Source organism: Sphingosinithalassobacter sp. CS137, assembly GCF_014334115.1.
GTDB lineage: Bacteria > Pseudomonadota > Alphaproteobacteria > Sphingomonadales > Sphingomonadaceae > Sphingomonas.
Genome location: NZ_CP060494.1, coordinates 325738 through 350111, shown reverse-complemented (window position 1 = coordinate 350111; position 24374 = coordinate 325738). Strand labels below are relative to the sequence as shown.

General features: G+C 67.9%; 26 protein-coding genes. 15 read left to right on the top strand and 11 right to left on the bottom strand.

Annotated features, from left to right (window positions below):
- Positions 1-69: 69 nt before the first annotated feature.
- The 3 genes from H7V21_RS01620 to H7V21_RS01610 are packed head-to-tail and all read left to right on the top strand — an operon-like array spanning position 70 to position 4486.
- Positions 70-2424 carry an ATP-dependent helicase gene (locus H7V21_RS01620; RefSeq protein WP_262503957.1) on the top strand — a complete coding sequence of 785 codons (2355 nt, stop codon included), beginning with the start codon at positions 70-72 and terminating at the stop codon, positions 2422-2424.
- 54 nt (positions 2425-2478) lie between these two features.
- Positions 2479-3810, top strand: coding sequence for a TrkH family potassium uptake protein (locus H7V21_RS01615; RefSeq protein WP_188054904.1), 1332 nt, complete (start codon positions 2479-2481; stop codon positions 3808-3810).
- A complete protein-coding gene (locus tag H7V21_RS01610) occupies positions 3803-4486 on the top strand; it encodes a potassium channel family protein (protein WP_188054903.1) in 684 nt (227 codons plus the stop codon). Before H7V21_RS01615 ends, H7V21_RS01610 begins: the two co-directional genes overlap by 8 nt.
- Before the next feature lie 25 nt (positions 4487-4511).
- On the opposite strand, the gene H7V21_RS01605 is transcribed toward H7V21_RS01610, so the two are convergent.
- On the bottom strand, positions 4512-4850 hold the full coding sequence (locus H7V21_RS01605; RefSeq protein ID WP_188054902.1) for a hypothetical protein: 339 nt from the start codon (positions 4848-4850) through the stop codon (positions 4512-4514).
- Positions 4851-4952: 102 nt separating this feature from the next.
- On the opposite strand from H7V21_RS01605, the gene H7V21_RS01600 reads away from it, so the two are divergent.
- The 5 genes from H7V21_RS01600 (at position 4953) to H7V21_RS01580 (ending at position 7471) form a co-directional block, all read left to right on the top strand.
- Positions 4953-5324 (top strand): glutathione S-transferase N-terminal domain-containing protein, encoded by a 372-nt coding sequence (locus H7V21_RS01600; protein ID WP_188054901.1) that lies wholly within the window; start codon positions 4953-4955, stop codon positions 5322-5324.
- Between the two features lie 149 nt (positions 5325-5473).
- Positions 5474-5644, top strand: coding sequence for a hypothetical protein (locus H7V21_RS01595; protein ID WP_188054900.1), 171 nt, complete (start codon positions 5474-5476; stop codon positions 5642-5644).
- Entirely contained in the window at positions 5644-5913 is a 270-nt protein-coding gene (gene infA / locus H7V21_RS01590; RefSeq protein ID WP_188054899.1) for a translation initiation factor IF-1, read from the top strand. Before H7V21_RS01595 ends, infA begins: the two co-directional genes overlap by 1 nt.
- 400 nt (positions 5914-6313) lie before the next feature.
- Positions 6314-6775, top strand: a complete 462-nt coding sequence (locus H7V21_RS01585; protein ID WP_188054898.1) for a hypothetical protein — start codon at positions 6314-6316, stop codon at positions 6773-6775.
- Positions 6776-6883: 108 nt separating this feature from the next.
- Positions 6884-7471 carry a Rho termination factor N-terminal domain-containing protein gene (locus tag H7V21_RS01580; protein ID WP_188054897.1) on the top strand — a complete coding sequence of 196 codons (588 nt, stop codon included), beginning with the start codon at positions 6884-6886 and terminating at the stop codon, positions 7469-7471.
- Between the two features lie 10 nt (positions 7472-7481).
- On the opposite strand, the gene H7V21_RS01575 is transcribed toward H7V21_RS01580, so the two are convergent.
- The gene (locus tag H7V21_RS01575; protein ID WP_188054896.1) at positions 7482-9212 is read right to left on the bottom strand and encodes a DUF885 domain-containing protein; all 1731 of its coding nucleotides are present in this window, start codon (positions 9210-9212) and stop codon (positions 7482-7484) included.
- 142 nt (positions 9213-9354) lie between these two features.
- Between H7V21_RS01575 and H7V21_RS01570 the strand changes: the two genes are divergently transcribed.
- The 5 genes from H7V21_RS01570 to H7V21_RS01550 all read left to right on the top strand — a co-directional run bounded on the left by H7V21_RS01570 (position 9355) and on the right by H7V21_RS01550 (position 14158).
- Positions 9355-10695: an MFS transporter gene (locus tag H7V21_RS01570; RefSeq protein WP_188054895.1), complete on the top strand. Its 1341-nt coding sequence runs from the start codon at positions 9355-9357 to the stop codon at positions 10693-10695.
- A gap of 192 nt (positions 10696-10887) precedes the next feature.
- On the top strand, positions 10888-11229 hold the full coding sequence (locus H7V21_RS01565) for a hypothetical protein (protein ID WP_188054894.1): 342 nt from the start codon (positions 10888-10890) through the stop codon (positions 11227-11229).
- Between the two features lie 74 nt (positions 11230-11303).
- Positions 11304-12224 carry a cysteine synthase A gene (gene cysK / locus H7V21_RS01560; RefSeq protein WP_188054893.1) on the top strand — a complete coding sequence of 307 codons (921 nt, stop codon included), beginning with the start codon at positions 11304-11306 and terminating at the stop codon, positions 12222-12224.
- Positions 12225-12313: 89 nt separating this feature from the next.
- A complete protein-coding gene (locus tag H7V21_RS01555; protein WP_188054892.1) occupies positions 12314-12640 on the top strand; it encodes a hypothetical protein in 327 nt (108 codons plus the stop codon).
- A 111-nt stretch (positions 12641-12751) separates the two neighbouring features.
- Positions 12752-14158 carry a cell wall hydrolase gene (locus H7V21_RS01550; RefSeq protein WP_262503956.1) on the top strand — a complete coding sequence of 469 codons (1407 nt, stop codon included), beginning with the start codon at positions 12752-12754 and terminating at the stop codon, positions 14156-14158.
- On the opposite strand, the gene H7V21_RS01545 is transcribed toward H7V21_RS01550, so the two are convergent.
- The 7 genes from H7V21_RS01545 to H7V21_RS01515 are packed head-to-tail and all read right to left on the bottom strand — an operon-like array spanning position 14155 to position 19572.
- The gene (locus tag H7V21_RS01545) at positions 14155-15612 is read right to left on the bottom strand and encodes a PH domain-containing protein (RefSeq protein WP_188054891.1); all 1458 of its coding nucleotides are present in this window, start codon (positions 15610-15612) and stop codon (positions 14155-14157) included. The two genes, H7V21_RS01550 and H7V21_RS01545, sit on opposite strands and share 4 nt — an antisense overlap.
- Complete coding sequence (locus tag H7V21_RS01540) at positions 15609-16091, bottom strand: PH domain-containing protein (protein ID WP_188054890.1); 483 nt, start codon at positions 16089-16091, stop codon at positions 15609-15611. Before H7V21_RS01540 ends, H7V21_RS01545 begins: the two co-directional genes overlap by 4 nt.
- Before the next feature lie 52 nt (positions 16092-16143).
- Positions 16144-17946 carry an acyl-CoA dehydrogenase C-terminal domain-containing protein gene (locus H7V21_RS01535; protein WP_188054889.1) on the bottom strand — a complete coding sequence of 601 codons (1803 nt, stop codon included), beginning with the start codon at positions 17944-17946 and terminating at the stop codon, positions 16144-16146.
- 11 nt (positions 17947-17957) lie between these two features.
- A complete protein-coding gene (locus tag H7V21_RS01530; protein ID WP_188054888.1) occupies positions 17958-18386 on the bottom strand; it encodes a MerR family transcriptional regulator in 429 nt (142 codons plus the stop codon).
- A gap of 31 nt (positions 18387-18417) precedes the next feature.
- On the bottom strand, positions 18418-18921 hold the full coding sequence (locus H7V21_RS01525; protein WP_188054887.1) for a hypothetical protein: 504 nt from the start codon (positions 18919-18921) through the stop codon (positions 18418-18420).
- Complete coding sequence (gene hisI / locus H7V21_RS01520; protein WP_188054886.1) at positions 18918-19280, bottom strand: phosphoribosyl-AMP cyclohydrolase; 363 nt, start codon at positions 19278-19280, stop codon at positions 18918-18920. The genes H7V21_RS01525 and hisI overlap by 4 nt, the downstream gene beginning before the upstream one ends.
- Positions 19281-19323: 43 nt before the next feature.
- A complete protein-coding gene (locus H7V21_RS01515) occupies positions 19324-19572 on the bottom strand; it encodes a Rho termination factor N-terminal domain-containing protein (protein WP_188054885.1) in 249 nt (82 codons plus the stop codon).
- A gap of 126 nt (positions 19573-19698) precedes the next feature.
- Between H7V21_RS01515 and purF the strand changes: the two genes are divergently transcribed.
- On the top strand, positions 19699-21153 hold the full coding sequence (gene purF, locus H7V21_RS01510) for an amidophosphoribosyltransferase (protein ID WP_188054884.1): 1455 nt from the start codon (positions 19699-19701) through the stop codon (positions 21151-21153).
- Positions 21154-21172: 19 nt separating this feature from the next.
- Entirely contained in the window at positions 21173-21886 is a 714-nt protein-coding gene (locus tag H7V21_RS01505; RefSeq protein ID WP_188054883.1) for an SDR family NAD(P)-dependent oxidoreductase, read from the top strand.
- Between the two features lie 16 nt (positions 21887-21902).
- Here the strand turns inward: H7V21_RS01505 and H7V21_RS01500 are convergent, their stop codons facing one another.
- Positions 21903-23078 (bottom strand): serine hydrolase domain-containing protein, encoded by a 1176-nt coding sequence (locus H7V21_RS01500; RefSeq protein WP_316715487.1) that lies wholly within the window; start codon positions 23076-23078, stop codon positions 21903-21905.
- Complete coding sequence (locus H7V21_RS01495) at positions 23075-24334, bottom strand: SAM-dependent methyltransferase (protein ID WP_188054882.1); 1260 nt, start codon at positions 24332-24334, stop codon at positions 23075-23077. The genes H7V21_RS01500 and H7V21_RS01495 overlap by 4 nt, the downstream gene beginning before the upstream one ends.
- Between the last annotated feature and the right edge of the window lie 40 nt (positions 24335-24374).

The following is a 24374-nucleotide window of genomic DNA, read 5'->3' as shown; positions in this document are numbered from 1 at the left end:
CAGCTCGAGTTCCCGTCGCTCGCCGGCCCCGACTTGCCCCGACGCGCGCCGTTCCCTAGTTGTTCGCGCGTGACCAGCCTGCCCCAGACCCAAGCCGACCCGCCCTATCTGCGCGGCCTCAACGATCCGCAGCGCGAAACGGTGCTGACCACCGAGGGACCCGTGCTCGTCCTCGCCGGCGCGGGGACGGGCAAGACCGCGGCGCTCACCGCGCGGCTCGCGCACCTCTTGTGGACGCGCAAGGCCTATCCCTCGGAAATCCTGTCGGTCACTTTCACCAACAAGGCTGCACGCGAGATGCGCGAGCGCGTCGGCAGGCTGGTCGGCGAAGCGGTGGAGGGCATGCCCTGGCTCGGCACCTTCCACGCGATCGGCGCGAAGATGCTCCGCCGCCACGCCGAGCTGGTCGGGCTCCACAGCAATTTCACGATTCTCGACACTGACGATCAGCTGCGCCTGCTCAAGCAGCTCATCCAGGCCGCCGATCTCGACGAGAAGCGCTGGCCCGCGCGCCAGCTCGGCGGGCTGATCGACGGCTGGAAGAACAAGGGGCGCGCGCCCGCCGATCTCGATGCCGGCGAGAACGAACACTATGCCAACGGCCGCGGGCGTGAACTCTACGCCGCCTATCAGGAGCGGCTGAAAACGCTCAACGCCTGCGACTTCGGCGACCTGCTGCTCCACATGCTGGTGATCCTGCGCACGCATCGCGACGTGCTCGAAAGCTATCAGCAGCGCTTCCGCTACATCATGGTCGACGAGTATCAGGACACCAACAGCGTCCAGTATCTCTGGCTCCGCCTGCTCGCGCAGGAGCGCAAGAACATCGCCTGCGTCGGCGACGACGACCAATCGATCTACAGCTGGCGCGGTGCCCAGGTGGAAAACATCCTCAAGTTCGAGAAGGATTTTCCCGGCGCGAAGGTGATCCGGCTCGAACAGAATTACCGCTCTACTCCGCACATCCTCGGCGCGGCGTCGGGCGTGATCGCCAATAATTCGGGCCGGCTCGGCAAGACGCTCTGGACCGAGGTCGATGCTGGCGAGAAGGTTCAGGTGATCGGCGTCTGGGACGGTCCCGAGGAAGCGCGCCGCGTCGGCGAGGAGATCGAGGCCGGCCAGCGCTCCGGCAAGTCGCTCGACGATTTCGCGATCCTCGTCCGCGCCCAGCACCAGACGCGCGAGTTCGAGGACCGGTTCATCGCGATCGGGCTGAACTACCGCATCGTCGGCGGTTTCCGCTTCTACGAGCGGCAGGAGATCCGCGACGCGCTCGCCTATCTGCGCGTCGTCGCCCAGCCCGCCGACGATCTCGCCTTCGAACGCATCGTCAACACCCCCAAGCGCGGCCTCGGCGACAAGGCGGTGGCGAAGGTTCACCAGCTCGCCCGGCGCGAAGGGATACCTCTCACCACCGCCGCGGCCCGTATCCTCGACACCGACGAACTCACGCCCCAGGCGCGGCGCAGCCTCGGCAATCTGATCGGCGACATCGCCCGCTGGCGCGCGATGCTATCCTCCCGCGCCGGCGACGACGAGGACGGCGCCGCGGGCGAAAGCTCGGCGCCCTCGCACGCCGAGCTCGCGGGCATCATCCTCGACGAATCTGGCTATACCGCGATGTGGCAGGCCGATCGTTCGGCCGAGGCCGCCGGCCGGCTCGAAAACCTCACCGAGCTCGTCCGCGCGATGGAGGAATATGAGACGCTCGGCGCCTTCCTCGAGCATGTCAGCCTGGTCATGGACAATGAAGCCAATGCCGAAGAGGCGAAGGTGACGATCATGACGATCCACGCCGCCAAGGGGCTGGAATTCGACACCGTGTTCCTCGCCGGTTGGGAGGAAGGTCTCTTCCCCAGCCAGCGCGCGCTCGACGAGGGCGGGCTCGCCAGTCTCGAGGAGGAGCGCCGCCTCGCCTATGTCGCGATCACGCGCGCGCGCCGTCGCGCGGTGATCCTCCATGCCGCCAACCGCCGCATCTATGGCCAGTGGACGAGCAGCCTTCCCAGCCGCTTCGTTGCCGAGCTGCCGCCCGAACACGTCGAGGCGGAGACCACCATGACCGGCGGCGAGAGCCTGTGGCGCGCCAACTGGTCCGAGCGCGCCGATCCTTTCGCCGATATCGGCCGCGGCACCGGCCGTGGCCCGGGCTGGCAGCGCGCGGCGGGCGTCGACGTGAAGAACCCCGGCGGCGCGTGGAAGCCGCGCAGCTTCTCGCGCGAGCCCACGCGCGTCCTCGAAAGCCGCGCCAGCGCCGTCAGCTTCGGCGCCAAGCCGCGCGAGGATCTGTCGCTCGGCCAGCGCGTCTTCCACCAGAAGTTCGGCTATGGCGAAATCGTCGAGATCGAAGGCAACAAGCTCGAGATCGATTTCGAGCAGGCCGGCCGCAAGCGCGTGATGGACAGCTTCGTCAGCATCGCGTGAACTAGCTGTTTCCATGCGCTCGGCAGAGGCGTAGAGCGCGCGCCGATGCGTCGCATGAAGTCCGTCGTCACGCGCCCCACTCGCGTGGTCCCGCTTGCCTTCCTCGCGGCGATGGCGATCGGAACGATCCTCCTGATGCTGCCGATTGCGCGCGCGGGGCCCGGCGGCGCGCCGTTCCTGACGGCGCTGTTCACCGCCACCTCGGCGGTCTGCGTCACCGGGCTGATCGTCGTCGATACCCCCAGCTACTGGACCGGCTTCGGCGAGGCGGTGATCCTGCTGCTGTTCCAGATCGGGGGGTTCGGCATCATGGCCGCGGCGACGCTGCTCGGCCTCCTCGCCGGCCGCGGCTTCCGGCTGCGCGACCGGCTCGTCACCGACGTCGAGCGCAGCCGCCTCGATCGCGCGGATGCGGCCAGCGTGCTGCGCATGGTGCTCGGCGTCACGCTGCTTGTCGAAGGCGCGCTGGCGCTGTGGCTCGCGCTGCGCCTCCACCTCGGGCATGGCGAGCCGCTCGGCACCGCGCTGTGGAACGGCGTGTTCCATTCGGTCTCGGCGTTCAACAACGCCGGCTTCTCGACCTACAGCGACAGCCTGATCGGGCTCCAGACCGATTGGCTCTTCCTCGTGCCGATCATGGTCGCGATCATCGTCTCCGGCCTCGGCTTTCCGGTGCTGCGCGATCTCTGGGCGAACCGGCGCGAGCCCGCGCGATGGACGCTCCACACCAAGATCACGCTGATGGGAACGGTGATCCTGCTGCTCGGCGGCTTCGTGTGGATCACGGCGTCCGAATGGGGCAATCCGGCGACTTTCGGGCCGATGGCCTGGGGCGACAAGCTGCTCAACGGCATGTTCCATTCGGTGGTCACCCGCACCGCCGGCTTCAACGCGATCGACGTGTCGGCCATCCGCAGCGAAACGGTGCTCGCCAATTATGTCCTCATGTTCATCGGCGGCGGCAGCGCCGGCACCGCGGGCGGGATCAAGATCACTACCTTCTTTCTGCTCGGCATCGTGGTCTGGTCCGAAATCCGCGGTCAGCGCGACGCGGTGATCTTCGGCCGGCGGGTCGGGAGCCATGTCGAGCGCCAGGCGCTCACCGTCATCCTGCTCGCGCTCACGCTGATCGGCGTGGCGACCGCGATCCTGCTCGGCACCACCACCCACGGCCTCGATACCGTGTTGTTCGAAGTCATCTCCGCCTTCGCCACGGTCGGGCTCTCGATGGGCATCACCGCCAGCCTCCCGCCATCGGGCGAGCTGGTGCTGATCGTGCTGATGTTCGTCGGCCGCGTCGGAACCATCACCGTCGCCACCGGTCTCGCGCTGGGGCAGGTGCGCAACCACATCCGCTATCCACAGGAGCAACCGATCGTTGGTTAAGCTGTTCTCCCGCCGCCGCCAGCGTCGCGGCTCGACGATCCTGGTGATCGGCCTCGGCCGTTTCGGCAGCGCCGTCGCCGAATCGCTGATGCACATGGGGCATGAGGTGCTGGGCGCCGACGCCGACATGCAGCTCGTCGAATCGATGGCCGACAAGCTGACACAGACGGTTCAGATCGATTCGACCAATATCAACGCCCTCCGCCAGCTCGGCGTGTGCGACTTCGAGGCGGCGGTGGTCGGCATCGGCACCGACATGGAGGCGAGCGTGCTCACCACCATGGCGCTGGTCGATCTCGGAATGAACGTGATCTGGGCAAAGGCGAACAACGCGCGCCACGGCCGGATCCTCGAGCGCACCGGAGCGCATCACGTCATCTATCCCGAAGCGCGGATGGGCGAGCGCGTCGCGCACATCATCGCCGGCAAGATGATCGACTATATCGAGTTCGACGAGGATTTCGCCCTGGTGAAGACTCGCGCACCGGCGATCCTTCACGATCGCACCCTGGCCGACAGCGACATCCGCAAGTCGCATGGCGTGACCGTCGTCGGGCTCAAGTCGCCCCACGCCAGCTTCACCTATGCCCAGGCCGACACCGTGGTCCGCCGCGACGATCTGCTGATCGTCTCCGGCCGCATCGAGGACGTCGAACGCTTCGCCGCGCTGAAATAGCGGGCGGGGCGGCCTCTGAGCGCCGTTACTCCACCACCAGCAACGCGCCGCCGGCGTATTTCGGGTCGGCCGCGTCGAACAGGTCGCTCACGGCGAACTCCCGCTCGGTCAGCCGCAGCTCGCCCAGGCCGTCGAGCTTGAAGGTGCCGACCTTCACGACCTTGGGCGCCATCATCTCGAGCGAAATGGTCACCGCGTCGAGATGCGGGCTGCCGTTGCGCATGTAGAGGATGTGCGGTGCCAGGATCATCCGCTTGCGGTTATACGTCACGGAGAGGCACCGCCGCCGCACGATCGCTTCCAGCACGACGGCGCTGGGGCTGGGGGCGGGTTCGGGGCGGTCGTGGTCGACGGGTAGCTTCATACCCCCATTCTATACGCGATGTTGCAGTGCAGCAACACCAGTGTCGAACCCGACCGCCGCGCCGGGCGTTCTAGGGTGGAACAGACCTCGCATGGAGTCGCCATGAACCCGCAGTTCCGCCCGCGCGCCTGGCTGCTCGCCAGCTGCCCCTTCTGCCTCAAGCTGCGTATCGCGCTCACCGACCTGGGCATTGCCGATCGCTTCGAATTCATCGTGTTCGAAAAGGGCGACGACGCCGAGGCCGAGCTGCGCCGCACGCTCGAAGCGGCGGGGATCGAGCCCAGCTATCCCGCAGTCGAGACCGCACCGGGCGACTGGCAGACCGAAAGCGACGCGTTGATCGCCCGCTACGCCCGGCAGGAAGGTCGCGAGCCCGACGATCTGCCGTTGCTCGCCTATTATCTGCGCGGGGTGTTTCCGAAGTTCATCGAACTGTACAAGGAGCATCGGGCGCGCGAGAGCGCGAACGCCTGATCGGCATTGCGCTGCAGCAGCGGTTCGACAATCGCGGCGCCCTATGCTATACCCGCTCCATCGCTGGCAAAACTGAATCCTTCGAAACGCATAGCCGCCTGCGACTGGAGAGACTGTACGTGCTCCCGCTTGCCGACAGGGAGACCGTCATGGACCTCAACCAATTGCTTTACCGACACCAGATATCGCTCATGCGCGCCGATGCCGCCGCCTCGCCCGAGGCACGCCGTTCGCATCTCGGCCTTGCCGACGGCTATGCCGATCGCATCACCGAGCTTCAGCGGGCGCACGGCGCCGAGACGGCAGAGGTTACCGCCTGATGGCCAAGGAAGAACTGATGACCTTCGACGGGCAGGTCGAGGAAGTGCTGCCCGACGGCCGCTTCCGCGTCCGGCTCGAAAACGATCACACGATCATCGCCTATACCGCCGGAAAGATGCGGAAGTTTCGCATCCGCACGATCGTCGGCGATCGCGTCGTGGTCGAAATGTCGCCCTATGATCTCGAAAAGGGCCGGCTGATTTTCCGCGAGAAGGTGGCCGGCGGCGGCTTCGGCGGCCCGCGTCGCGGCGGTGGCAATCGCCGCTAAGGGCGCCCGCCCGCCGCGCGCTTTTTCGCTGTCCTACACGCGTCCGCCTGTCGCATGGATCGGCGGATGCCGTTTTTCGAGTCTCTCGCTGTCATTGCCGAGCGCTTGCGCGCGCACGCACCCGCGTGCGGGCGCGCATGCGCGTTGAGGTGCGACTTTCGTGTGACCTTCGTCGGAAAACCGTGGCTTTCGGGCGCCACCCCCCGCGCGACGTGGCACTCGTTTCCATGGATTTGCCGGCAAATCGCTGTCGTGCCCCCGCGGCTGGAGAACGACCGTACCGCACTGCATCGGCTGCACGGCATGACATGCGTTGCTTTGCCCGGCGGCTTGGCTGCGCCTTTTACTTGCGCTCGGCAGGGGATTTACTGCTAGTGTGCGGATCGATCCAGGGGGGGCCATGACGATGATACGCATGCTTGCAGCAACCGTTTCCGCTGCACTGATATCGCTCGCCACGCCCGCCGCCGCCCAGACGGTCGAGCAGCTTCAGGGATCGATGGAAGTCTTCTTCGCCGGCGGCAGCGGCGTCACGATCCGCAACAGCCTGGGAAAGGCGGGGAGCGCGGGCCATTGGCACATGGTCCGCCGAGTCACGGGCGCCACTTCCACTGAGCGCTGCTTCACTCGGCTCGAAACCCCCACGGTCGTCGAACAGACCAACAGCCGACCGGTCGGCTATTACGGGATCAACTGGGCTCAGGTGCGCGACGTCCGCTGGAGCGGCGACCGGCATGTCCATCTTCAGGCCGACCATATGGCCTCCGGCGAAAGCTCGGTGCTCAGCTTCGCCAGCCGCGATGATGCCGAGATGCTCCACGCCGTCTTCCTCTATCTGGCCGAGGAATGCGGCGGAATGTGACTCTGAACGCGATCTCCGGCCCGCAGCCGAAGTTCCGCTTTGGCCGCGGGCGGAAGTCCGATTAGAAGACCTGCATCCTTTCATCAGCCGATCCGGAGAGTAGTTGCGATGCCGAACACCGACCGCCCCCGCCCCAGCATCTGGCAACGCCTGAAGGCGCTCGTCACGGGCAGCGGATCGGAAACGGACGCAGCGCCGTCGCACTCCGCTCCCGCGGCTCCTCCCGCCCCTGCCCCCGCTGCCGCTTCGGAGCCCACCGCTGCACCCGCTGCCGCTCCGGAACCCGCCGCTGCACCCGCGCCTGCGGCACGCCCGGAGGAGCTGGCGCCGCCGGCCCCGGTCGGGGGCCCGCGCCACGATCCGGTGCCCGCAAAGCCCAAGCAGAAGCCTGCGGCAAAGCCGGCCGCGAAGGCGGAGGCAGTCGCCACGCCGAAGGCCGCGCCGAAGCCGGCAGCCAAGCCCAAGGCGACCGCCGCCAAGCCGAAATCCGCACCCGCCAAGGTCGCGCCCGCAGTCGATCCGGCCGCCGCTCAGCCCGCGCCTGCCCCCAAAAAGGCCAAGGCGCCCGCCACTGCCGCACCCGACTACGCCGCGATGAGCAAGGCCGAGCTCTACGAGGAAGCGAAGAAGCGCGACCTGCCCGGCCGTTCGGGCATGTCGAAGGAAGAACTGGTCCGGGCGCTGTCGGCCGGCTGACAGCCGCGCGTCAGAAGACTGCGCGCGGCGAATCCTCGCCCATCATCGCCTGGCGCACCAGCGGGATGGGCGGACCGCCGTGGCTCAGGAAACGGTCGTGGAACTGCTTCCACGCCGCCCGTCCGCCGCGGGTCGCGGTCCAGTCGTCGCGCAGCTTGCGGATCATCAGCTTGCCCAGCGTATAATTGAGATACGCCGGGTCATAGGTGCCCCGCGCCGCCTGCTGCCGGGCGTTGCCCTCGTCCTGATAGCATTGCTCCTGAAACATCCGCTGCGCTTCGGCCTGGGTCATCCCCTGGGCATGCAGGCCGATCGCCGCGAGGAAGCGGCAGTTGCGCAGCAGCGCGTTCGAAAGCTGGCCGATATGGGTGGCCGCGTCGCCGTCGCGCAGCCCCGCTTCCCACATCAGCTCCTCGGCATAATGCGCCCAGCCCTCGGCGAAGGCATAGCCGACGAACAGCCGCCCGACGGGCGAGCTGACGCGGTTGGCGTGGAGGAACTGAAGGAAGTGCCCCGGCCAGACTTCGTGGACGGTGGTGAACAGCAGGTCCGGCTCGCCCGGCACATAGGCACGCTGCACCGACTCGGGCCAGCTCGGGTCCGGCGGCGAGATGTAATAGGTCGAGGGCAGCGAGTCCTCATAGGGCCCGGGAATGTCGATATAGGCCGAGTTCTGCCGGTTGTACGGCGGACTCTCGCGCACCTCGGCCTGTTCGGCCCCCGGGATCGACACGAGATCCTGCTCGGTCAGGAAGGCGCGCAGCTCGGGGATCTGCCGCCGCGCCGCCGCCACCGGGCCCCCTTCCGGCTTGATCGCGTTCATCTTGGCGATGCACGCTTGCACCGTCCGGCCCGGCGCGAAGCGTGCGCACTCCTGCGCCAGCGCCTGCTGGTTGCGCCGCAGGTCGGCGCGGCCCACCGCTTCCAGTTCGGCAAGCGGCACGTCGACGCCCTCGGTCAGCTTCAGCATCCGCGAGAACCGCTCGGGCCCGAGTGCGAAATCGCGCGAGGCATTGCCGCGCTGCCCGGCCATCCAGTCGCGCAAGCCGCGCATCGCCGCGCTCGCTTCGGCAGCGGCGGCGTCGAACTCGCGCTGCAGCCCGGCGTCACCCACGCCGACGAACGCCTGCTTGGCGTCGCCGACGTAATAATCGGCAAAGCCGCCGAACGCGGCGACGCCATAGTCGATGTAGCTCGCGGGCAGCGGCGTGGACAGATTGGCGCGGATCTGCTCGGTCGCGGCGGGCACTGCCTTCAGGAAATTGATCATTGCCCGCATCCGCGTCAGCGGATCGGCATAGTCGCGCGCCACGTAAACATTGGGATCGAGTCCGCCGCCCACATACCAGGCCGGGTTGCGCTGCGGCTGATCGGCATCCTCCAGCCAGAAGAGCTGCCCTTCGGCCGCTTTCACCAGATAGTCGCGCTCGAACCGCTGCTGGGGAGTCAGCCCGCCGAACGCCCGTGCCTGGCGGATCACACCCTTCAGGAACTCGCCGCGCGCGCGAAGCCCCTCGGCGCTCCAGTCGGGCAGCTTGCCGTCGAACTCGTGGCGGCCCTGATAGACCGCGAAATAGGGATCGATCACGAACCACTGTTCGATGGTCGCGTCGCGAAACTCGTCCCAGCTCGCCGTTGCGGCGCTGGGGGTGACCTGATTGCCCGTCACCGCCACTTCGTCGCCGGGCGAACAGGCCGCCAGCGCCAGAAGCCCCGCGCCGAGCCACAGGCTGATGCGCATGCAGTCTCTCTCCGAATCGCTTTGCGCAGGATGCTGGCAGTTTGCGCAGCGCGGCGCCAGTCCCGCGACTCGCCGAAATCCGCTCCCGGGCGCAAAAAAAACGCGATTGCCGAGCAGCAGCAGCGGCGACTAAGCGATCGTCATGTCCGCCACCGCACCGTCGCATCCGTTCCGCGTCCACAACTTCCGCGCCTATTGGGTCGCGCGGCTCTGCGCGACGCTGGGGCAGATGGCGATGGTGATCGTCATCGGCTGGCAGGTGTACGACATCGCCCGCGAGACGATGAGCGTGAAGGAGGCGTCCTTCCAGCTCGGCCTGATCGGCGTCGCGCAGTTCCTGCCGCTGCTGGCGCTCTCGCTGGTTGCCGGCTGGGTAGCGGACCGTGTGGACCGGCGCTGGATCGCGCGCGGCGCGGTCGCGCTCGAGGCAGGGTGCGCCTTCGCGCTCTGCTGGCTCACCTATAGCGGCGCCATCACGCTCCCCGCGCTGTTCGCCATCGCTGCGCTCCTCGGAGTGGCGCGCGCCTTCGCCGGCCCGGCGCTCCAGGCGCTGGCCCCGAACCTTGTTCCCGCCGCGATCCTGCCCACCGCGATCGCGCTCAGTTCGATCGCCTGGCAGGGCGGATCGGTGATCGGGCCGGCGATGGGCGGCTATCTCTATGCCGCCGCGCAATGGCTGCCCTATGCCGTGTCGGGCGGTCTGTTCACGCTTTCCTTCCTGATGCTGATGCTCATCACGCCGGTCCCGCGCCGCGCGATCAAGGGCGCGCGCAATCCCTGGGCGCAGATGGTGGACGGGCTGCGCTATGTCCGTCGCAACCGGCTGGTGCTCGGCGCCATCTCGCTCGATCTCTTCGCGGTGCTGCTCGGCGGCGCCACCGCGATGCTGCCGGTCTATGCCCGCGACATCCTGCATGTCGGGGCCGATGGTCTCGGCCATCTTCGCGCCGCGCCTGCGCTCGGCGCGGTGGTGACGGCACTGCTGTTTTCCTGGCGTCCGCTTCGTACCGAGGTGGGGCGCAAGATGTTGCTGGCGGTCGGCGCGTTCGGTGCGGCAACCGTTGTATTCGGGCTTGCCGGGCCGGTGCTCGAGCCGTTGATCGGGCCGGGCGCGGTCGGCCACGATTTCGCTCCTGCCGTGCTGCTCTCGCTGGCGGCGCTCTTCGTGCTCGGCGCTGCGGACATGGTCTCGGTCTATATCCGCCAGTCACTCATCCAGCTCTATACGCCGGACGAGATGCGCGGTCGCGTAGGCGCGGTCTCCACCCTCTTCATCTCGGGCTCGAACGAGCTCGGCGAAGCGGAATCGGGGTTCCTCGCCGCGCTCATCGGCCCGGTGGCGGCGGTCGTCGGCGGCGGCATCGGCGCCATCCTCGTTACCGGTCTCTGGGCGCGGATCTTCCCCGAGCTGCGCCGCGCGCGCACCTTCGATCCGCCCGAGAGCTTCGAATTCACCTCCACCACGCCCTCCCCGGCCAAATAGCGGCATCGCCTTTACCGATCCTTCGGCTCTGCCGTGTACCGTCGCGGCATGGGGAGCATTCACACGGACAAGGGCCTCGCCGCACGAACCACCCAGCGCACGCGGTGGCGCCGACGCGACGCGCCGACCGCGTCCGACAGCCTGATTCCTCCAACTCCTCAGCCACGGACGGGCCCGCGCGCGGAGACGCGCGTGATCGGCGCGATGGTCGCCGTGATGGTGTTCATCTGGCTGAGCCGCGCCACTGCCGGCTGGCTGCCGCAGTCCTCGCTCCTGCCCGAGCCGCTCGGCGCCGGCGCCGTGCTGGTCGCGACCTATCTGGCGATCCTGTTCTCGCTGCTCGCGCCGCGCATCCGCAATCGCCTCGAGCTGCACGGGGAAACGCGCGTGCGCGGCTATTTCCTGGAAGGCATGTTGTGGCACGCACTGCTGGGGCCGCTGCTGATCTTCGTCGGAGCCTCCTACTATCTCAGCTTCGCGGCGGCCGGCGGCGCGGGCATGGTCGCCTATCGCTGGATGGACTGCGCGCGCTGAGGCGCCGCGCACCTTGCGCTCGCCATTTCCTCCCCCCAAGTCGCACGCCAAGGAAACATCAGGAGGTGCATGCGATGAAGGCCCAGACGATCCTCGACACCATCGGCAACACGCCGCACATCCGCATCCAGCGGCTGTTTCCCGATGCCGAGGTCTGGATCAAGTCCGAACGGTCGAACCCCGGCGGCTCGATCAAGGATCGCATCGCTCTGGCGATGGTCGAGGCCGCCGAGAAGTCGGGCGAGCTGAAGCCGGGCGGCACGATCGTCGAGCCGACCAGCGGCAACACCGGCGTCGGCCTCGCGATGGTAGCCGCGGTAAAGGGCTATCAGCTCGTTCTGGTAATGCCGGAAAGCATGTCGATTGAGCGGCGACGGCTGATGCTCGCCTATGGCGCGCGCTTCGATCTCACGCCGCGCGAGAAGGGCATGAAGGGCGCGATCGAACGCGCGAACGAGCTCGTCGCGCAGACGCCGGGTGCGTGGATGCCCCAGCAGTTCGAGAACCCGGCCAACATCGACGTCCATGTCCGCACGACGGCACGCGAGATACTCGAGGATTTCCGGGACTCTCCGATCGACGTCCTCATCACCGGCGTCGGCACCGGCGGGCACATCACCGGCGTCGCCGAGACGCTGAAGAAGGAGTGGCCGGACCTGAAGGTCTATGCCGTCGAGCCCGAACTCTCTCCGGTGATCTCGGGGGGACAGCCCGGCCCCCATCCGATCCAGGGTATCGGCGCCGGCTTCGTCCCCACCAATCTGCACACCGGCTCGATCGACGGAACCATCCAGGTCGATGCCGCGGTCGCCAAGGATATGGCCCGCCGCGCCGCGTCCGAGGAAGGCATGCTGGTGGGCATCAGCTCGGGCGCCACGCTCGCGGCGATCCTGCAAAAGCTGCCCGACTTGCCGGAGGGTTCGCGCGTCCTCGGGTTCAATTATGATACAGGTGAGCGCTATTTGTCGGTTCCGGAGTTCCTTCCGGAAAGCTGAGAGACTCGCATGAACCCCTGGTTAACGATAGAATAGCCGAGTCGGGGGACAACGCTTGAGACTTCCGGGGGGAACTCGTGCGAAATGCGATGATCTGTATAACCGTCATGCTGGCCGTCTTTCTCGGGTGGCCGCTGGCATTCGGAGGGGATGCGCCGAGCGGCGTTCGGGAGGTTCGCGCGGCTGCATCCAGTGCCGTCGTGGCGGCGCGCTCGGTGCCGCGGGATCAGGCACAAGTCGTTCGGGCGGGGTTCGATCCGGACCTGTCCGGCGTCACCGAACGGCCCGAGAGCTGCTACAACCGCTTCCGCCGGGAGAACCGGGCGTGCGAGCGGGGCAATGCGGGTGCGGCGTGTCGCCTGAAGGCCTCCGACCAGTGGGATCTGTGCGAAGCGCGGGGCGTCTGGACCGACTGAACATCCGCTCGCGCTGAGCACTGGTCGTCGTGCGGCAGGGCGCGCGCGGCTCTGTTCCGCCCGGGCGGCCGCTGCGCTATGGACGGGCGCCTGCCCCGCACGGAGCGATTCTTGCCTGTTCCCTTGCCCGACCTGCTCCGCCGCCTCGATGCGCTCTGGCAACGCCACGTGCCGCCGGGCAGCGAACATCACATCCCGTCGCACCTTGCTGCGGTGTTGGCGCTCGTCGGCATGCTCGCAATCGCCGTCCCCACCACGCTGGTCGCGACGACGCCGCGCATCGATTCGTCCGCGGTTGCCGCAGCCGACACGGCGGCCGACCGCAAGCCGGTCATCCCGGAAACCCGGCTGCCTCCGGTCGAACCGGTTGCCCTGGCGGAAGTGACGCCCGACGACGCGCGTTCGATCAACGCCGCCGTACCATTCTCCACTGCGCCCAATCCGGCGGCGGCCGCGTTCCGCATCTTCGGCGACGCCGCCGACCAGGCACGGGCAGTCGATTGCCTTGCGTCTGCCGTCTATTACGAAGCGGGCGATGATCCCGTGGGCCAGCGCGCGGTCGCGCAGGTCGTCCTGAATCGGGTGCGCCACCCTGCCTTCCCGAACAGCGTGTGCGGCGTCGTGTTCCAGGGTGCGGAGCGCAGCACGGGATGCCAGTTCACCTTCACCTGCGACGGTGCACTGGCACGCGCGCCCTCGCCCGCCGCCTGGGAGCGCGCCCGCGGCATCGCCCGCGCGGCGCTGCATGGCGAGGTCTATTCGCCCGTCGGCCACGCCACCCATTATCACACCGATTGGGTCGTGCCCTATTGGAGTTCGAGTCTCGAGAAGATCACCGAGGTGAATACGCACCTCTTCTTCCGCTGGACGGGCTGGTGGGGAACGCCCGGCGCGTTCCGCCGAGGCTATGCCGGAAGCGAGCCGATGGAGCCGCGTCTCGCCCGCTTGTCGGCGCTCCATGCCGGCGATGGAACCGAGGAGATCGCCGAAGGCGACGTGCTCGCTCCCGAGGATTTTCCCGACGCCGCCGTGCCGCGCCCGCTGGCCGGCGACTCGAACAGCTTTCTGGTGACGCTCGATCCCGCCATCGGCGCGGACAGCTTCGCGGCGCTGGCGATCCGGACGTGCGGCGACCGTCCCTATTGCAAGTTCATGGCCTGGACCGACCGCGCGAGCACGCCGTCGCGCCTGCCGCTCAGCTCGCAACAGGTTGCGTCGATGGCGTTCAGCTATCTGCGCGACGAGCGCCAGGGCTTCGCCAAGGCGCTGTGGAACTGCAACCGCTTTGAGCGGCCCAGCCCGCTCCAGTGCATGCGCGCGCAGCCGCTCGCAGCGCCCACTCCGGAGCCGGCGCCGCCCGCGATCGACTCCGCCGCCGCCCCGGCGCCGCTCGCCGGGGTGCGCCGCCGCGGCGAACCTCAGCCGGCGCCCAGTCCGGCGGCGCGTCCGCCGGTGCGGTTCACCGTGCCCGCGCCGGCCGCTTCGTCCAGCCCGGCCGCACCCGCCCCCGCGCCCTAGACGCGCTCGATCAATTCCCGCGCCAGCGCGACTGCATCGGCTTCGGCGACATCGGTCACATCCGGCCGCAGCAGCCCCGCCGCTCCGGCGGTATCAACGCCGACGGTGGCGACTCCCAGCAGCCGCTGGAGCGGCCCCTGCCGCACTGTCACCGTCTGGATTCGGCCATAGGGCACCACCCAGTCCTGCTGGGACAACACGCCTCGGGCGACCTGGAAGCTCTCGGGCAGCAGACCGTAGCGGTGGAAGCGGCGGCCCAGCAGCGCACCGCCGAGCAGGAACGGCAGCAGAAAGAGAATCGGCCAGGCGGGCGGGAAGAAGAAGACCGCTGCACCCAGCGCAAGCGCAGGCAGCAGCACGTGATGCACCATCGCCCGCGGCACGTGCCGCCACGAAACCGGCCGCAGCGCCAGCCGCTCGAACGCGGGCAGGCCCGCCTCCGCCATGAGCTCCGCGATCTCCTCGCGCCGGGCAAACGGCGCCAGCCGCTGCCTGCCGGACGCGTCGTTGCTGCCGCCCAGCGTCTGGACGGCGAGCGCTCCCCAGCCGAACGCACCGGTCAGTCCGCCGCGCCGCACCAGCCCCAGCTGGATGCGGCGGATCGCCACCACCGTCTCGCTGCGCCGCAACAGTCCGGCCACGCGCCGCAGCCGCCCCTCCGCGCTCGTCAGGCGAAAGCCGAAGTCCCGCACCACCGTCCGGGCGAGCCCCGAAAGCACGCCGAGCACCACCGCCAGGGCAACCAACCCCAGCACCACCTGCACCGTGATCCGGGCACGGAGTTCGGCTTCGCTGTCCTCGATCCAATCCGCCAGATCGGCGATTTCGGCGCCGAACATGCCGCCGAACAGCTCGACCGCACCGAACAGCGCCGCCACCCACAGCATCGAGAAGCTGAGCAGCCCGAACAGCAGCAAGCGGCCGGGCGCGAGGCGGTAGAGCAGGCGCTCCTCCGGCTCCTCCTCCTCCGTGTCACTGGCGGTGCGCTGCCGCGGCTCGCCGCCGCGCACCACCATTCGCAGCCGCCGCGCCTCCTCCAGCGAGACACATTCGAGCAGGCCCTCGTCGGTCTCGCTGCCACCCGTTTCGAAGCGCACACGGGCCAGCCCCAGCATCCGCGCGAGCAGGCCCTGCTCGATCGCCACGTCCTGCACGCGCTCGCGTGGGATCGACCGGCGATGCCGGCTGACGATACCCCGCTCGATCACCAGCTCGTCGGCACTGACGCGATAGGTGAAGCGCCGCCACGCCAGCCACGCGAACAGCAGCCAGATCGCGCCACCGGCGGCCGCAAGGGCGATCACGATCGCGGGCGAGGCCCACTCGATCGACTGGAAGGCCACGGCGCCCGCCGCCAGCAGTCCGGCGACGTTCGACGGCGCGTTGCGGAGGATGTTGAGGACGGGCGCGAACGGGTGCAGCCGCCGCGGCGCGCCGTCGGCGTCCTCGCTCACCAGGGCCGTTCCGTCAGCTGGGCGCGGATCGCGTCGCGGATCTCCTCGGCCCCAGCGCGCGTGATGCCCGGAAGCGCCACGGTGGCGGCATCGGTCCCGGCCGTGTGCAGTATCAGCGTCGCCACGCCGCAGCTGCGCTCGATCGGGCCCTGCGCCACATCGATATGCTGAACCCGCACGACCGGAACGATGGTGTGGGCGCGAAACAGCCAGCCGCGCGCTACATGCAGCTCGCGCCCGGTGAAGGCATAGCCCCAGCGGCGCCATCTGCGCGGCGGCGCGATTATGGTGGTCCACACGGCGACCGCTGCCGCCGGCGCGATGATCCAGCCGTGCGCAAGCCCCAGCTCGGGAAGCAACAGCACGTCGCCGAGTGCGGCGGCGACGAGCAGGATCAGCGCCCCGATCGCGGCGCGCACGCGCAGAACTGTAAGATAGCCGCGCTCGAGCGGTTCCAGCGGGACGAGCGGCAGCGTCATGCCATGCTTATGGCCGCCGCCGCCGCTTCATCTCAAGCAAAACCGTACCGGCTCACGCCGCGGCGAACATCTCCGCATCAAGCGCCATCACTGCGTCGCTGCCGCTCTCCACCTGGCGGCGCAGCCCTTCGGACTGCGGCAGAATGCGCTCGGCGAAGAAGCGCGCGGTGATCTGCTTGGCCTCGAGGAACTTGGCGTCCTCGGCGCCCTGCGACAGCTGCTCGGTCGCCGCCTTCGCCATGCGCAGCCACATCAGCCCCAGCGCGACCGTCCCCATCAGGTTCATATAGGGATAGGCGCCGGCACCCACGTGATTGGGGTTCTGGAAGCCGTTCGAGGCCAGCCACATGGTGGCGCCCTGCAGGTCGCCCAGCGCCTTCTCGAGCCGCTCGGCAAAGTCCTTCAGCTCGGCCATCTCCTTCGCCGCCGCGACTTCGTCGGTCACTACCTTGAAGAAGGCCTGCACGGCGCGGCCGCCGTTCAGCGCCAGCTTGCGGCCGACGAGGTCCATCGCCTGCACGCCGTTGGTGCCTTCATAGATCATCGCGATCCGCGCATCGCGGACATATTGCTCCATGCCCCATTCGGCGATGTAGCCATGGCCGCCATAGACCTGCTGCGCATCCGTCGCGACCTTATAGCCGATGTCGGTGCCATAGCCCTTGATGACCGGGGTCAGCAGCCCGACCAGATCGTCGGCAAGCTGCCGCGCCTCCTCGTCCTGCGCCTCCTGTGCCAGATCGACCTGAAGGCCGCCCCACAGACACAGCGCCCGCAGCCCTTCGGTCAGTGCCTTGGCTTCCATCAGCATGCGGCGCACGTCGGGATGGACGAACAGCGGATCGGCTTTTTCGTCGGGTTCCTTCGGCCCGGTCAGCGCCCGCCCCTGCCGGCGATCGGCGGCATAGATGACGGCGTTCTGATAGGCGACTTCGGCGATACCGAGTCCCTGCAGACCCACGCCGAGCCGCGCCGCGTTCATCATGATGAACATCGCCGCGAGACCCTTCATCTCCTCGCCGACGAGCCAGCCCTTGGCGCCGTCATAGTTGAGGACGCAGGTCGAATTGGCGTGGATGCCCATCTTGTGCTCGATCGACCCGCACGAGACGGCATTGCGTTCGCCCAGCGATCCGTCGTCGTTCACCAGGAACTTGGGCACCACGAACAGCGAGATCCCCTTGGTGCTGTCCGGCGCGCCGGGCGTTTTCGCCAGCACCAGATGGATGATGTTGTCGGTCAGGTCGTGCTCGCCCGACGAGATGAAGATCTTGGTGCCGCTGATCGAATAGCTGCCGTCGCCCTGCGGCTCGGCCTTGGTCTTGATGAGGCCGAGGTCGGTGCCGCACTGCGGCTCGGTGAGGTTCATCGTGCCGCCCCATTCGCCCGACACCATCTTGGGGACGTACTTCTCCTTCTGCTCCTGCGATCCCTTGGCGAGCAGCGCCGCGATCGCGCCGTGCGTCAGCCCCGGATACATGGCGAACGCCATGTTGGCGGAGATCATATATTCCTGGAACGCAGTCGAAACGACGTGCGGCATTTCCTGCCCGCCGAACTCGGCCGGTGCGGAAAGCGTGCCCCAGCCGCTCTCGACGAACTGGCGATAGGCTTCCTTGAAGCCTTCGGGAGTCGTCACGCTGCCGTCGTCATGGCGCGTGCAGCCCTCTTGATCGCCGGACTGGTTGAGCGGGAACAGCACTTCGGCCACGAATTTGCCGCCCTCGTCGAGCACCGCCGAAACCATGTCGGGGCTGGCGTTGGCGAAGCCGGACAGCTCCGCATAGCGATCGAGGCCGATCACCCGGTCTAGGATGAAGCGAGTGTCGCGCACGGGCGGCGTATATTGCGGCATGTGATGGTTCCTCAGGCGTTAGGGTCGGGCTGGCTTTCCAGCAGATCGACGAACGCCGCCAGCTCGGCGATCGCTGCGTCGATGTCCTGCTTCTGCCGGTCGAGCAAGTCGATGCGGTTACGGCAACGCTCGAGCGTCACCTGGCGCTGCACGCTTCTGTCGTCGTCGACGTCGTACAGGTCGATCATCTCGCGGATTTCGGCCAGGCTGAAACCCACGCGCTTGCCGCGAAGGATCCAGGCGAGCCGCGCGCGATCGCGATGCGAATAGACGCGAGTCGTCCCGCGCCGCTCCGGCGCGATCAGCCCCTCGTCCTCATAGAAGCGCAGCGCGCGCGCCGTGACCTCGAACTCGGCGCACAGGTCCGAGATCGAGAAATGCTCGCGGTCGGTGCGCGGCTCAATGGGCGCATAGCCCGAAAGATCCGGTGCGGCGGACATGGAGCGTAACTAGCTTACCTTTACGTGAACGTCAACCCTCCGAGGCGCAGAGCTGCCGCCCGCGCGGATCACGCAGCGCCGCTGCCTCCGCTTCCGATTCGCTCAGCCGAGTCGCTTCGAATCCGGCGAAGGATGCGCGTTGGGTGCAGCGTTCGCCGCAGGCGCCGGGCACTTGCCCGGGAAAGCGGATGCGCTCGCCGTCGAATTCGGCGTCGAAACTGCATCCCTCGCCAAGCTCGACTCGCATCGTGTCGCCTGCCCGGCTCACGCGCCCGCTTCCGCTGCAGCCGATCCCGTCGCCGTAATCGACATATGCGCCGACGCGATATCCATAGCCGTCCGGGACGATGCACAGCCGGTCGCCGTCGCGCGCATACAGGCCTGCTATCTCGGTCTCGGCCGGATCGCGCACCAGCCCGCGCTCGATGGCGGCGGTTTCCAGATCGGCTGTCGGCGCGGCGGCATTGCGATCGCCCGGTGCCGTTCCGTCCGAGCAGCCCGCGAGCAGAAAAAGTGCGGCAGCGGTTCGCCTCATTCGATGCGCGCCAGCCGATCGCCTTCGATCCGGCGGTAGAAGCAGCTCGCTGCGCCGGTGTGGCATGCCGGCCCCGCCGGGTCGGCGATCACCCACACGGCATCCTGGTCACAGTCGATCCGCACCTCGCGGACGCGCAGCACATTTCCCGACTCTTCGCCCTTGCGCCACAACCGCTTGCGCGAGCGCGACCAAAAATGCGCCTCGCCGGTCTCCACCGTGCGCGCGAGCGCCTCTGCGTCCATATGCGCCAGCATCAGCACGGCGCCGCTCGCGGCATCGGTCACCACCGCAGTGATCAGACCTTCGGCGTTCCATTTCGGGTCGAGGGCCAGGCCCTTCTCGCGCATCTCGTCCATGCGCCCGTCTCTACGCGATCCGGCGCCACGCTCAATGCCGCGCTCAATGGTTGCGGATCGCGTCGATCAATTCGCCCTTGTCCATCTTGGAACGGCCCTCGATGCCGATCTCCTTCGCCTCGTCGTACAGCTCGTCCTTGCTGCGCTCGTCGAGCGTGCCCTTGCGCTGGCTGATCGAGTCGTTGGCTTGCGCGTTGGCGATTCGCGCCGCCTTCTCCTTCGAGGCGCCCTTGTCGCGCAGCGCCTCGTAGGTGTCGTCGTTCTTGATCTGGCTGCCGTGGTCCTTGGCCATGGGAAACCCTCCTTTCCCTGCGGAAAACTCCTGAATTCACCCCGAGTTCAAACGAGTGTGACAAAAGGGCGACAAACGCGTCCGCGATCCCTATATGCCGCGCGACACCATCTCCCCCGAGGGCCGATGCTGACCACCAATCCGTTCGATGATGACAAGCTGCGTGAGGAATGCGGCGTCTTTGGCGTTTCAGGAGCCGAGGGTGCGGCCGCGCTCACTGCGCTCGGCCTGCACGCACTCCAGCACCGCGGCCAGGAGGCCGGGGGCATCACCAGCCACGATTCCTACGGCTTCCACACGCGCCACGCGATGGGGCTGGTCGGCGAGACGTTCAACGACGAGGAAGTGATCCGCCGCCTCCCCGGCACCGTTGCCTGCGGCCATGTCCGCTACTCTACCACGGGCGAGACGTCGCTGCGCAACGTCCAGCCGCTCTATGCCGAGCTGGCGAGCGGCGGCTTCGCCGTCGCGCACAACGGCAACATCTCGAATGCCATGCGGCTGCGTGCCGAGCTCATCTCGCGCGGCTCGATCTTCCAGTCGACCTCCGACACCGAAGTCATCATCCATCTGGTCGCCACTTCGGGCTATCGCACGCTGCTCGACAAGATCGTCGATGCGCTCAAGCAGGTCGAGGGCGCCTATTCGCTGATCATCATGACGCCCGAGGGCATGATCGCCTGCCGCGACCCGCTCGGCATCCGCCCGCTGGTGATGGGTCGCCGCGGCGACGCGGTGATCTTCGCATCGGAAACCGTCGCGCTCGACGTGGTCGGCGCCGAGTTCGAGCGGATCGTCGATCCGGGCGAGCTCATCGAAGTCCGCGGCACCGAAGTGACGTCGCATCGCCCGCTGCCGCCCCATGCGCCGCGTCCGTGCATCTTCGAATATGTCTATTTCTCGCGGCCCGATTCGCTCGCCGCGGAGCAATCGGTCTATTCGGTCCGCAAGGCGATCGGCGCCCAGCTCGCGATCGAGGCCCCGGTCGAGGCCGACATCGTGATCCCGGTCCCCGATTCGGGCGTTCCGGCGGCGATCGGCTATGCGCATCAGTCGGGCATCCCGTTCGAGCTGGGGATCATCCGCTCGCATTACATGGGCCGCACCTTCATCCAGCCGACCGACGCGGTCCGCCATCTCGGAGTCAAGCTCAAGCACAACGCCAACCGAGAGGTCGTGGCCGGAAAGCGCATCGTGCTGATCGACGATTCGATCGTGCGCGGCACCACCTCGTCAAAGATCGTGCAGATGATGCGCGATGCCGGCGCCAGCGAAGTGCATATGCGGATCGCCAGCCCGCCGACCAAACATCCCTGTTTCTACGGCGTCGACACGCCCGAGCGCTCGAAGCTGCTGGCGGCGCAGATGGACCTCGCCGAAATGACCGGCCACATCAAGGCGGACAGCCTCGCCTTCGTCTCGATCGAGGGGCTCTACAAGGCGCTTGGCGAGAAGAGCCGCTCGGCCTTCCGCCCCAGCTATTGCGACGCCTGTTTCTCCGGCGATTATCCCACGTCGCTCACCGATCAGGACGAGCGCGAGACCAACGGGCAGTTCGGCCTGCTTGACCCGGTCGCCTGACAGCCCCTAGGCGGCGCGCATGTCCGAAACGTCACTCTCCGGTAAGGTCGCGCTCGTCACCGGCGCCAGCCGCGGCATCGGCGCCGCCACTGCCAAGGCACTCGCGGCGCAGGGCGCCCATGTGATCCTCACTGCGCGCACCGCGGGCGCGCTCGAGGAAGTCGAGGAAGCGATCCATCAGGCGGGCGGCACTGCCACCATCGCTCCGATGGACCTCACCGAAAAGGATTCGATCGCGCGGCTCGCCGCTGCCGTCGCCGAACGCTGGCCCGCACTCGATATCCTGGTTCTCAACGCCGCGATGCTCGGCTCGCTCGCGGCCGTTCCGGCGATCGATTCGAAGGAGTTCGCACAGGTGCTGACGCTCAACGTCAGCGCCCAGGCGGCACTGCTCACGTCGTTCGATCCGCTGCTCCGCAAGGCGGAGGGCGGCGCGCGGGTGATCGGCCTCACCTCCAGCGTCGGCCGCAATCCGCGCGCCTATTGGGCCGCCTATGGCGCGTCGAAGGCCGCGTTCGAAACGCTGCTGCTCGCTTATGGCGAGGAAGTGCGCCACATCACCGGCATCCGGGTCGCGATCGTCGATCCGGGCGCAACGCGCACCAAGATGCGCGAGCGCGCCTTTCCCGGCGAGGATCCCCAGAGCCTCAAGCCCCCCGAAGCCGTGGCGGAGCGCATTCTCGCGCTGGCCGTGAACGGCTTCGAAGTCGGGCATTTCGAGCGAGTAGACTAAGCCCGAGCGGCGGCGATCACTCGGCGTCGGCCGCGTCGATCAGCCGGTCGACGAACGCCGCCCGCTCCGCCCACAGCGCCGGATCGCTCGCGCGCGGCCATGCGCCGGAGATCGCCACTACCGTGCGGCTCTCGGCGTCGATCGTGATGGTCTGGCCGAAGATCCCCTGCGCGCCATAGCGGCCTTCGGGATAGGTCCACCATTGATAGCCATAGCCGAAGCCGCCGGGCCGCACCGTCGCGTGCGCCCGAGTCGCATCGGCCACCCATCCATCGGGCACTGCTCCCGGCGCGCCTTCCAGGATGAACTGGCCGAAGCGGGCATAGTCGCGCAGGCTCACCGAAAGGCAGCAGCCGCTCACCTCGTTGCCTGACGGATCGACCATCCACACCGCGTCGGTCTCCATGCCATAGGGCTGCCAGACCTTCTCGCTCAGATACTCCGCCAGGCTCTTGCCGGTGGCGTTGCGCACCAGCACGCCGATCAGATTCGTCTCGCCGGTCTTGTACACCCATTTGCTGCCTGGCTCGGCTTCGCGCTCCAGCCGGCGCATGAAATAGACGGTCGGGTCTTCCCCCGCTGGCACCGGCTCGAGGAACATGCGCGCGACGTCCGAATTCGGGTCCGTATAGTCCTCGTTCCACCGCGCCCCCGAGGTCATCGTCAGCAGCTGCGCGATGCTCACCCCGTCATAGGCGCTGCCGGCCAGCTCCGGGATATATTTGGTCACCGGCTCGTCGACCGAGTCGATATAACCGTCGGCGATCGCCGCCCCCAGCAGCGTCGAGGTGAAAGATTTCGCGACCGAGAAGCTCGTCCAGCGCCCCTCGGGACCATAGCCGCGCGCATAGCGCTCGAGCCGGACCTTGCCGTCCTGCACCACGATCAGCCCCGCGATATTCTGCTCGGCGATGAACGCGTCGAGCGCGGCGGCGTCGATCGGCAGCGGCGCACCCGGCGGCAGCGGCCGGGGCGTCGCCGACGCCTCGACGACATGCACCGGAAACACCTTCTCCATGTTCGGAAAGTTCGCGTCGCGCTGCTCCTGCGACCAGAACAGCACCTCGGCGCCCACCTGGCGCAGCCGGCTCTGCTCGGCTTCGCTCTGCGGCACGGCGGTGACCGGCGCGTCCTGTGCCGCCAGCGGGGTTGCCAGCGCCAGCGCCGACAGCATCAGAAACGTCCGCATCATCTCTCCTTTATCAGCGTGACTTGCGCGACATCGGTACTCCCGCCGCGAAATCCGCCCTCGCAATACATCAGATAATAGCGCCACAAGGCAATGAACCCGCTGTCGAATTCCGTCGGAAGCCGGCCCGCCGCCACTGCGGCGTCGAAATTCGCCCGCCACTGCCGCAGCGTCTCGGCATAGCTTGCGCCGAACGACACCCGATCCTCCCAGCGCAAGCCGCAGCGCTCGGCGATTGCCCTGAAGCGGCTTTCGTGGATCAGCAACCCGCCCGGAAAGATATAGGTCTGGATGAAGTCGACGTTGCGGGCATAGCCGGCGAACAGCGCATCGTCGAAGCTGATATACTGGATCGCCGCCCTGCCGCCCGGCTTCAGCGCGCGCGCGACGGCACTCAGATAGGCGCTCCAATATTCCTCGCCGACCGCTTCGACCATCTCGATGCTCGCGACCGCGTCGAAGCGGTCGTCGACTTCGCGATAGTCGGTAAGGGAAATGGTGACGCCATCCAGCCCCTGCCGCGCCATACGCGCTTCGGCAAAGCGCTTCTGCTCGCTGGAAAGCGTGATGGCGTGCACCTTGCGCCCCGCCCGCGCAGCGGTTTCCGCGAACGATCCCCAGCCGCAGCCGATTTCCAGGATCGTGTCGCCCGGCGCCGTCCCGGTCCGCGCCAGCATCGCCTCCAGCTTCGCTGCCTGCGCCTCCTCGAGCGACTGGCCGGGAGCGGCATGGAGCCCGCTCGAATAGGTCATGCCCGGATCGAGCCACGCCTCGTAGAAGTCGTTGCCCAGGTCGTAATGATATTCGATGTTCCGACGCGCCCCGATCCGGCTGTTGCGGCGCAGCCAATGCGCGGCGCGCTTGGCGAGCCGCGCGGGCCCGCTCGCCCGCGCCTGCCGCGCCAGCGTGCGGCGGTTGGCGCTGAACAGCGCGAAGAGCTGCACGGGATCGGGGCTCGCCCATTCGCCCGCCGCCCAGGCTTCGTACCAGCCGCTCGATCCGTCGAGCGCCAGCCGCAGCAGCGCGCGCCAGCTGCGCAGCTCGACGACCGCTGCGGGCCCCTGCGCACGGCCACCCAGCATTCGCCCGCTCCCGTCGGGAAGGGTGAGTTGAAGCGCTCCCGATTCCATGCGCGCATCGAGCTGGTCGAGCATCCTGCGGAAGACGGGAGCGAAGGGCACCAGCAACCAGCCGCCCGGCCATGCGCCCGAACGCCCCCCTCCGTACCGACGGCCCCTGTTCCGCACCGGTGCGCTCATCGCCGCCCTAGATGCACGCGACGCCGCGCGGGGCAAGCGG

Bases quoted from the DNA above. Each gene is read 5' to 3' on its own strand.
- H7V21_RS01615 (WP_188054904.1), top strand. From the start codon at position 2,479: ATGAAGTCCGTCGTCACGCGCCCCACTCGCGTGGTCCCGCTTGCCTTC.
- H7V21_RS01605 (WP_188054902.1), bottom strand. From the start codon at position 4,850: ATGAAGCTACCCGTCGACCACGACCGCCCCGAACCCGCCCCCAGCCCC.
- H7V21_RS01600 (WP_188054901.1), top strand. From the start codon at position 4,953: ATGAACCCGCAGTTCCGCCCGCGCGCCTGGCTGCTCGCCAGCTGCCCC.
- H7V21_RS01595 (WP_188054900.1), top strand. From the start codon at position 5,474: ATGGACCTCAACCAATTGCTTTACCGACACCAGATATCGCTCATGCGC.
- infA (WP_188054899.1), top strand. From the start codon at position 5,644: ATGGCCAAGGAAGAACTGATGACCTTCGACGGGCAGGTCGAGGAAGTG.
- H7V21_RS01585 (WP_188054898.1), top strand. From the start codon at position 6,314: ATGACGATGATACGCATGCTTGCAGCAACCGTTTCCGCTGCACTGATA.
- H7V21_RS01580 (WP_188054897.1), top strand. From the start codon at position 6,884: ATGCCGAACACCGACCGCCCCCGCCCCAGCATCTGGCAACGCCTGAAG.
- H7V21_RS01575 (WP_188054896.1), bottom strand. From the start codon at position 9,212: ATGCGCATCAGCCTGTGGCTCGGCGCGGGGCTTCTGGCGCTGGCGGCC.
- H7V21_RS01570 (WP_188054895.1), top strand. From the start codon at position 9,355: ATGTCCGCCACCGCACCGTCGCATCCGTTCCGCGTCCACAACTTCCGC.
- cysK (WP_188054893.1), top strand. From the start codon at position 11,304: ATGAAGGCCCAGACGATCCTCGACACCATCGGCAACACGCCGCACATC.
- H7V21_RS01555 (WP_188054892.1), top strand. From the start codon at position 12,314: ATGATCTGTATAACCGTCATGCTGGCCGTCTTTCTCGGGTGGCCGCTG.
- H7V21_RS01540 (WP_188054890.1), bottom strand. From the start codon at position 16,091: ATGACGCTGCCGCTCGTCCCGCTGGAACCGCTCGAGCGCGGCTATCTT.
- H7V21_RS01535 (WP_188054889.1), bottom strand. From the start codon at position 17,946: ATGCCGCAATATACGCCGCCCGTGCGCGACACTCGCTTCATCCTAGAC.
- H7V21_RS01530 (WP_188054888.1), bottom strand. From the start codon at position 18,386: ATGTCCGCCGCACCGGATCTTTCGGGCTATGCGCCCATTGAGCCGCGC.
- H7V21_RS01525 (WP_188054887.1), bottom strand. From the start codon at position 18,921: ATGAGGCGAACCGCTGCCGCACTTTTTCTGCTCGCGGGCTGCTCGGAC.
- hisI (WP_188054886.1), bottom strand. From the start codon at position 19,280: ATGGACGAGATGCGCGAGAAGGGCCTGGCCCTCGACCCGAAATGGAAC.
- H7V21_RS01515 (WP_188054885.1), bottom strand. From the start codon at position 19,572: ATGGCCAAGGACCACGGCAGCCAGATCAAGAACGACGACACCTACGAG.
- purF (WP_188054884.1), top strand. From the start codon at position 19,699: ATGCTGACCACCAATCCGTTCGATGATGACAAGCTGCGTGAGGAATGC.
- H7V21_RS01505 (WP_188054883.1), top strand. From the start codon at position 21,173: ATGTCCGAAACGTCACTCTCCGGTAAGGTCGCGCTCGTCACCGGCGCC.
- H7V21_RS01500 (WP_316715487.1), bottom strand. From the start codon at position 23,078: ATGATGCGGACGTTTCTGATGCTGTCGGCGCTGGCGCTGGCAACCCCG.
- H7V21_RS01495 (WP_188054882.1), bottom strand. From the start codon at position 24,334: ATGAGCGCACCGGTGCGGAACAGGGGCCGTCGGTACGGAGGGGGGCGT.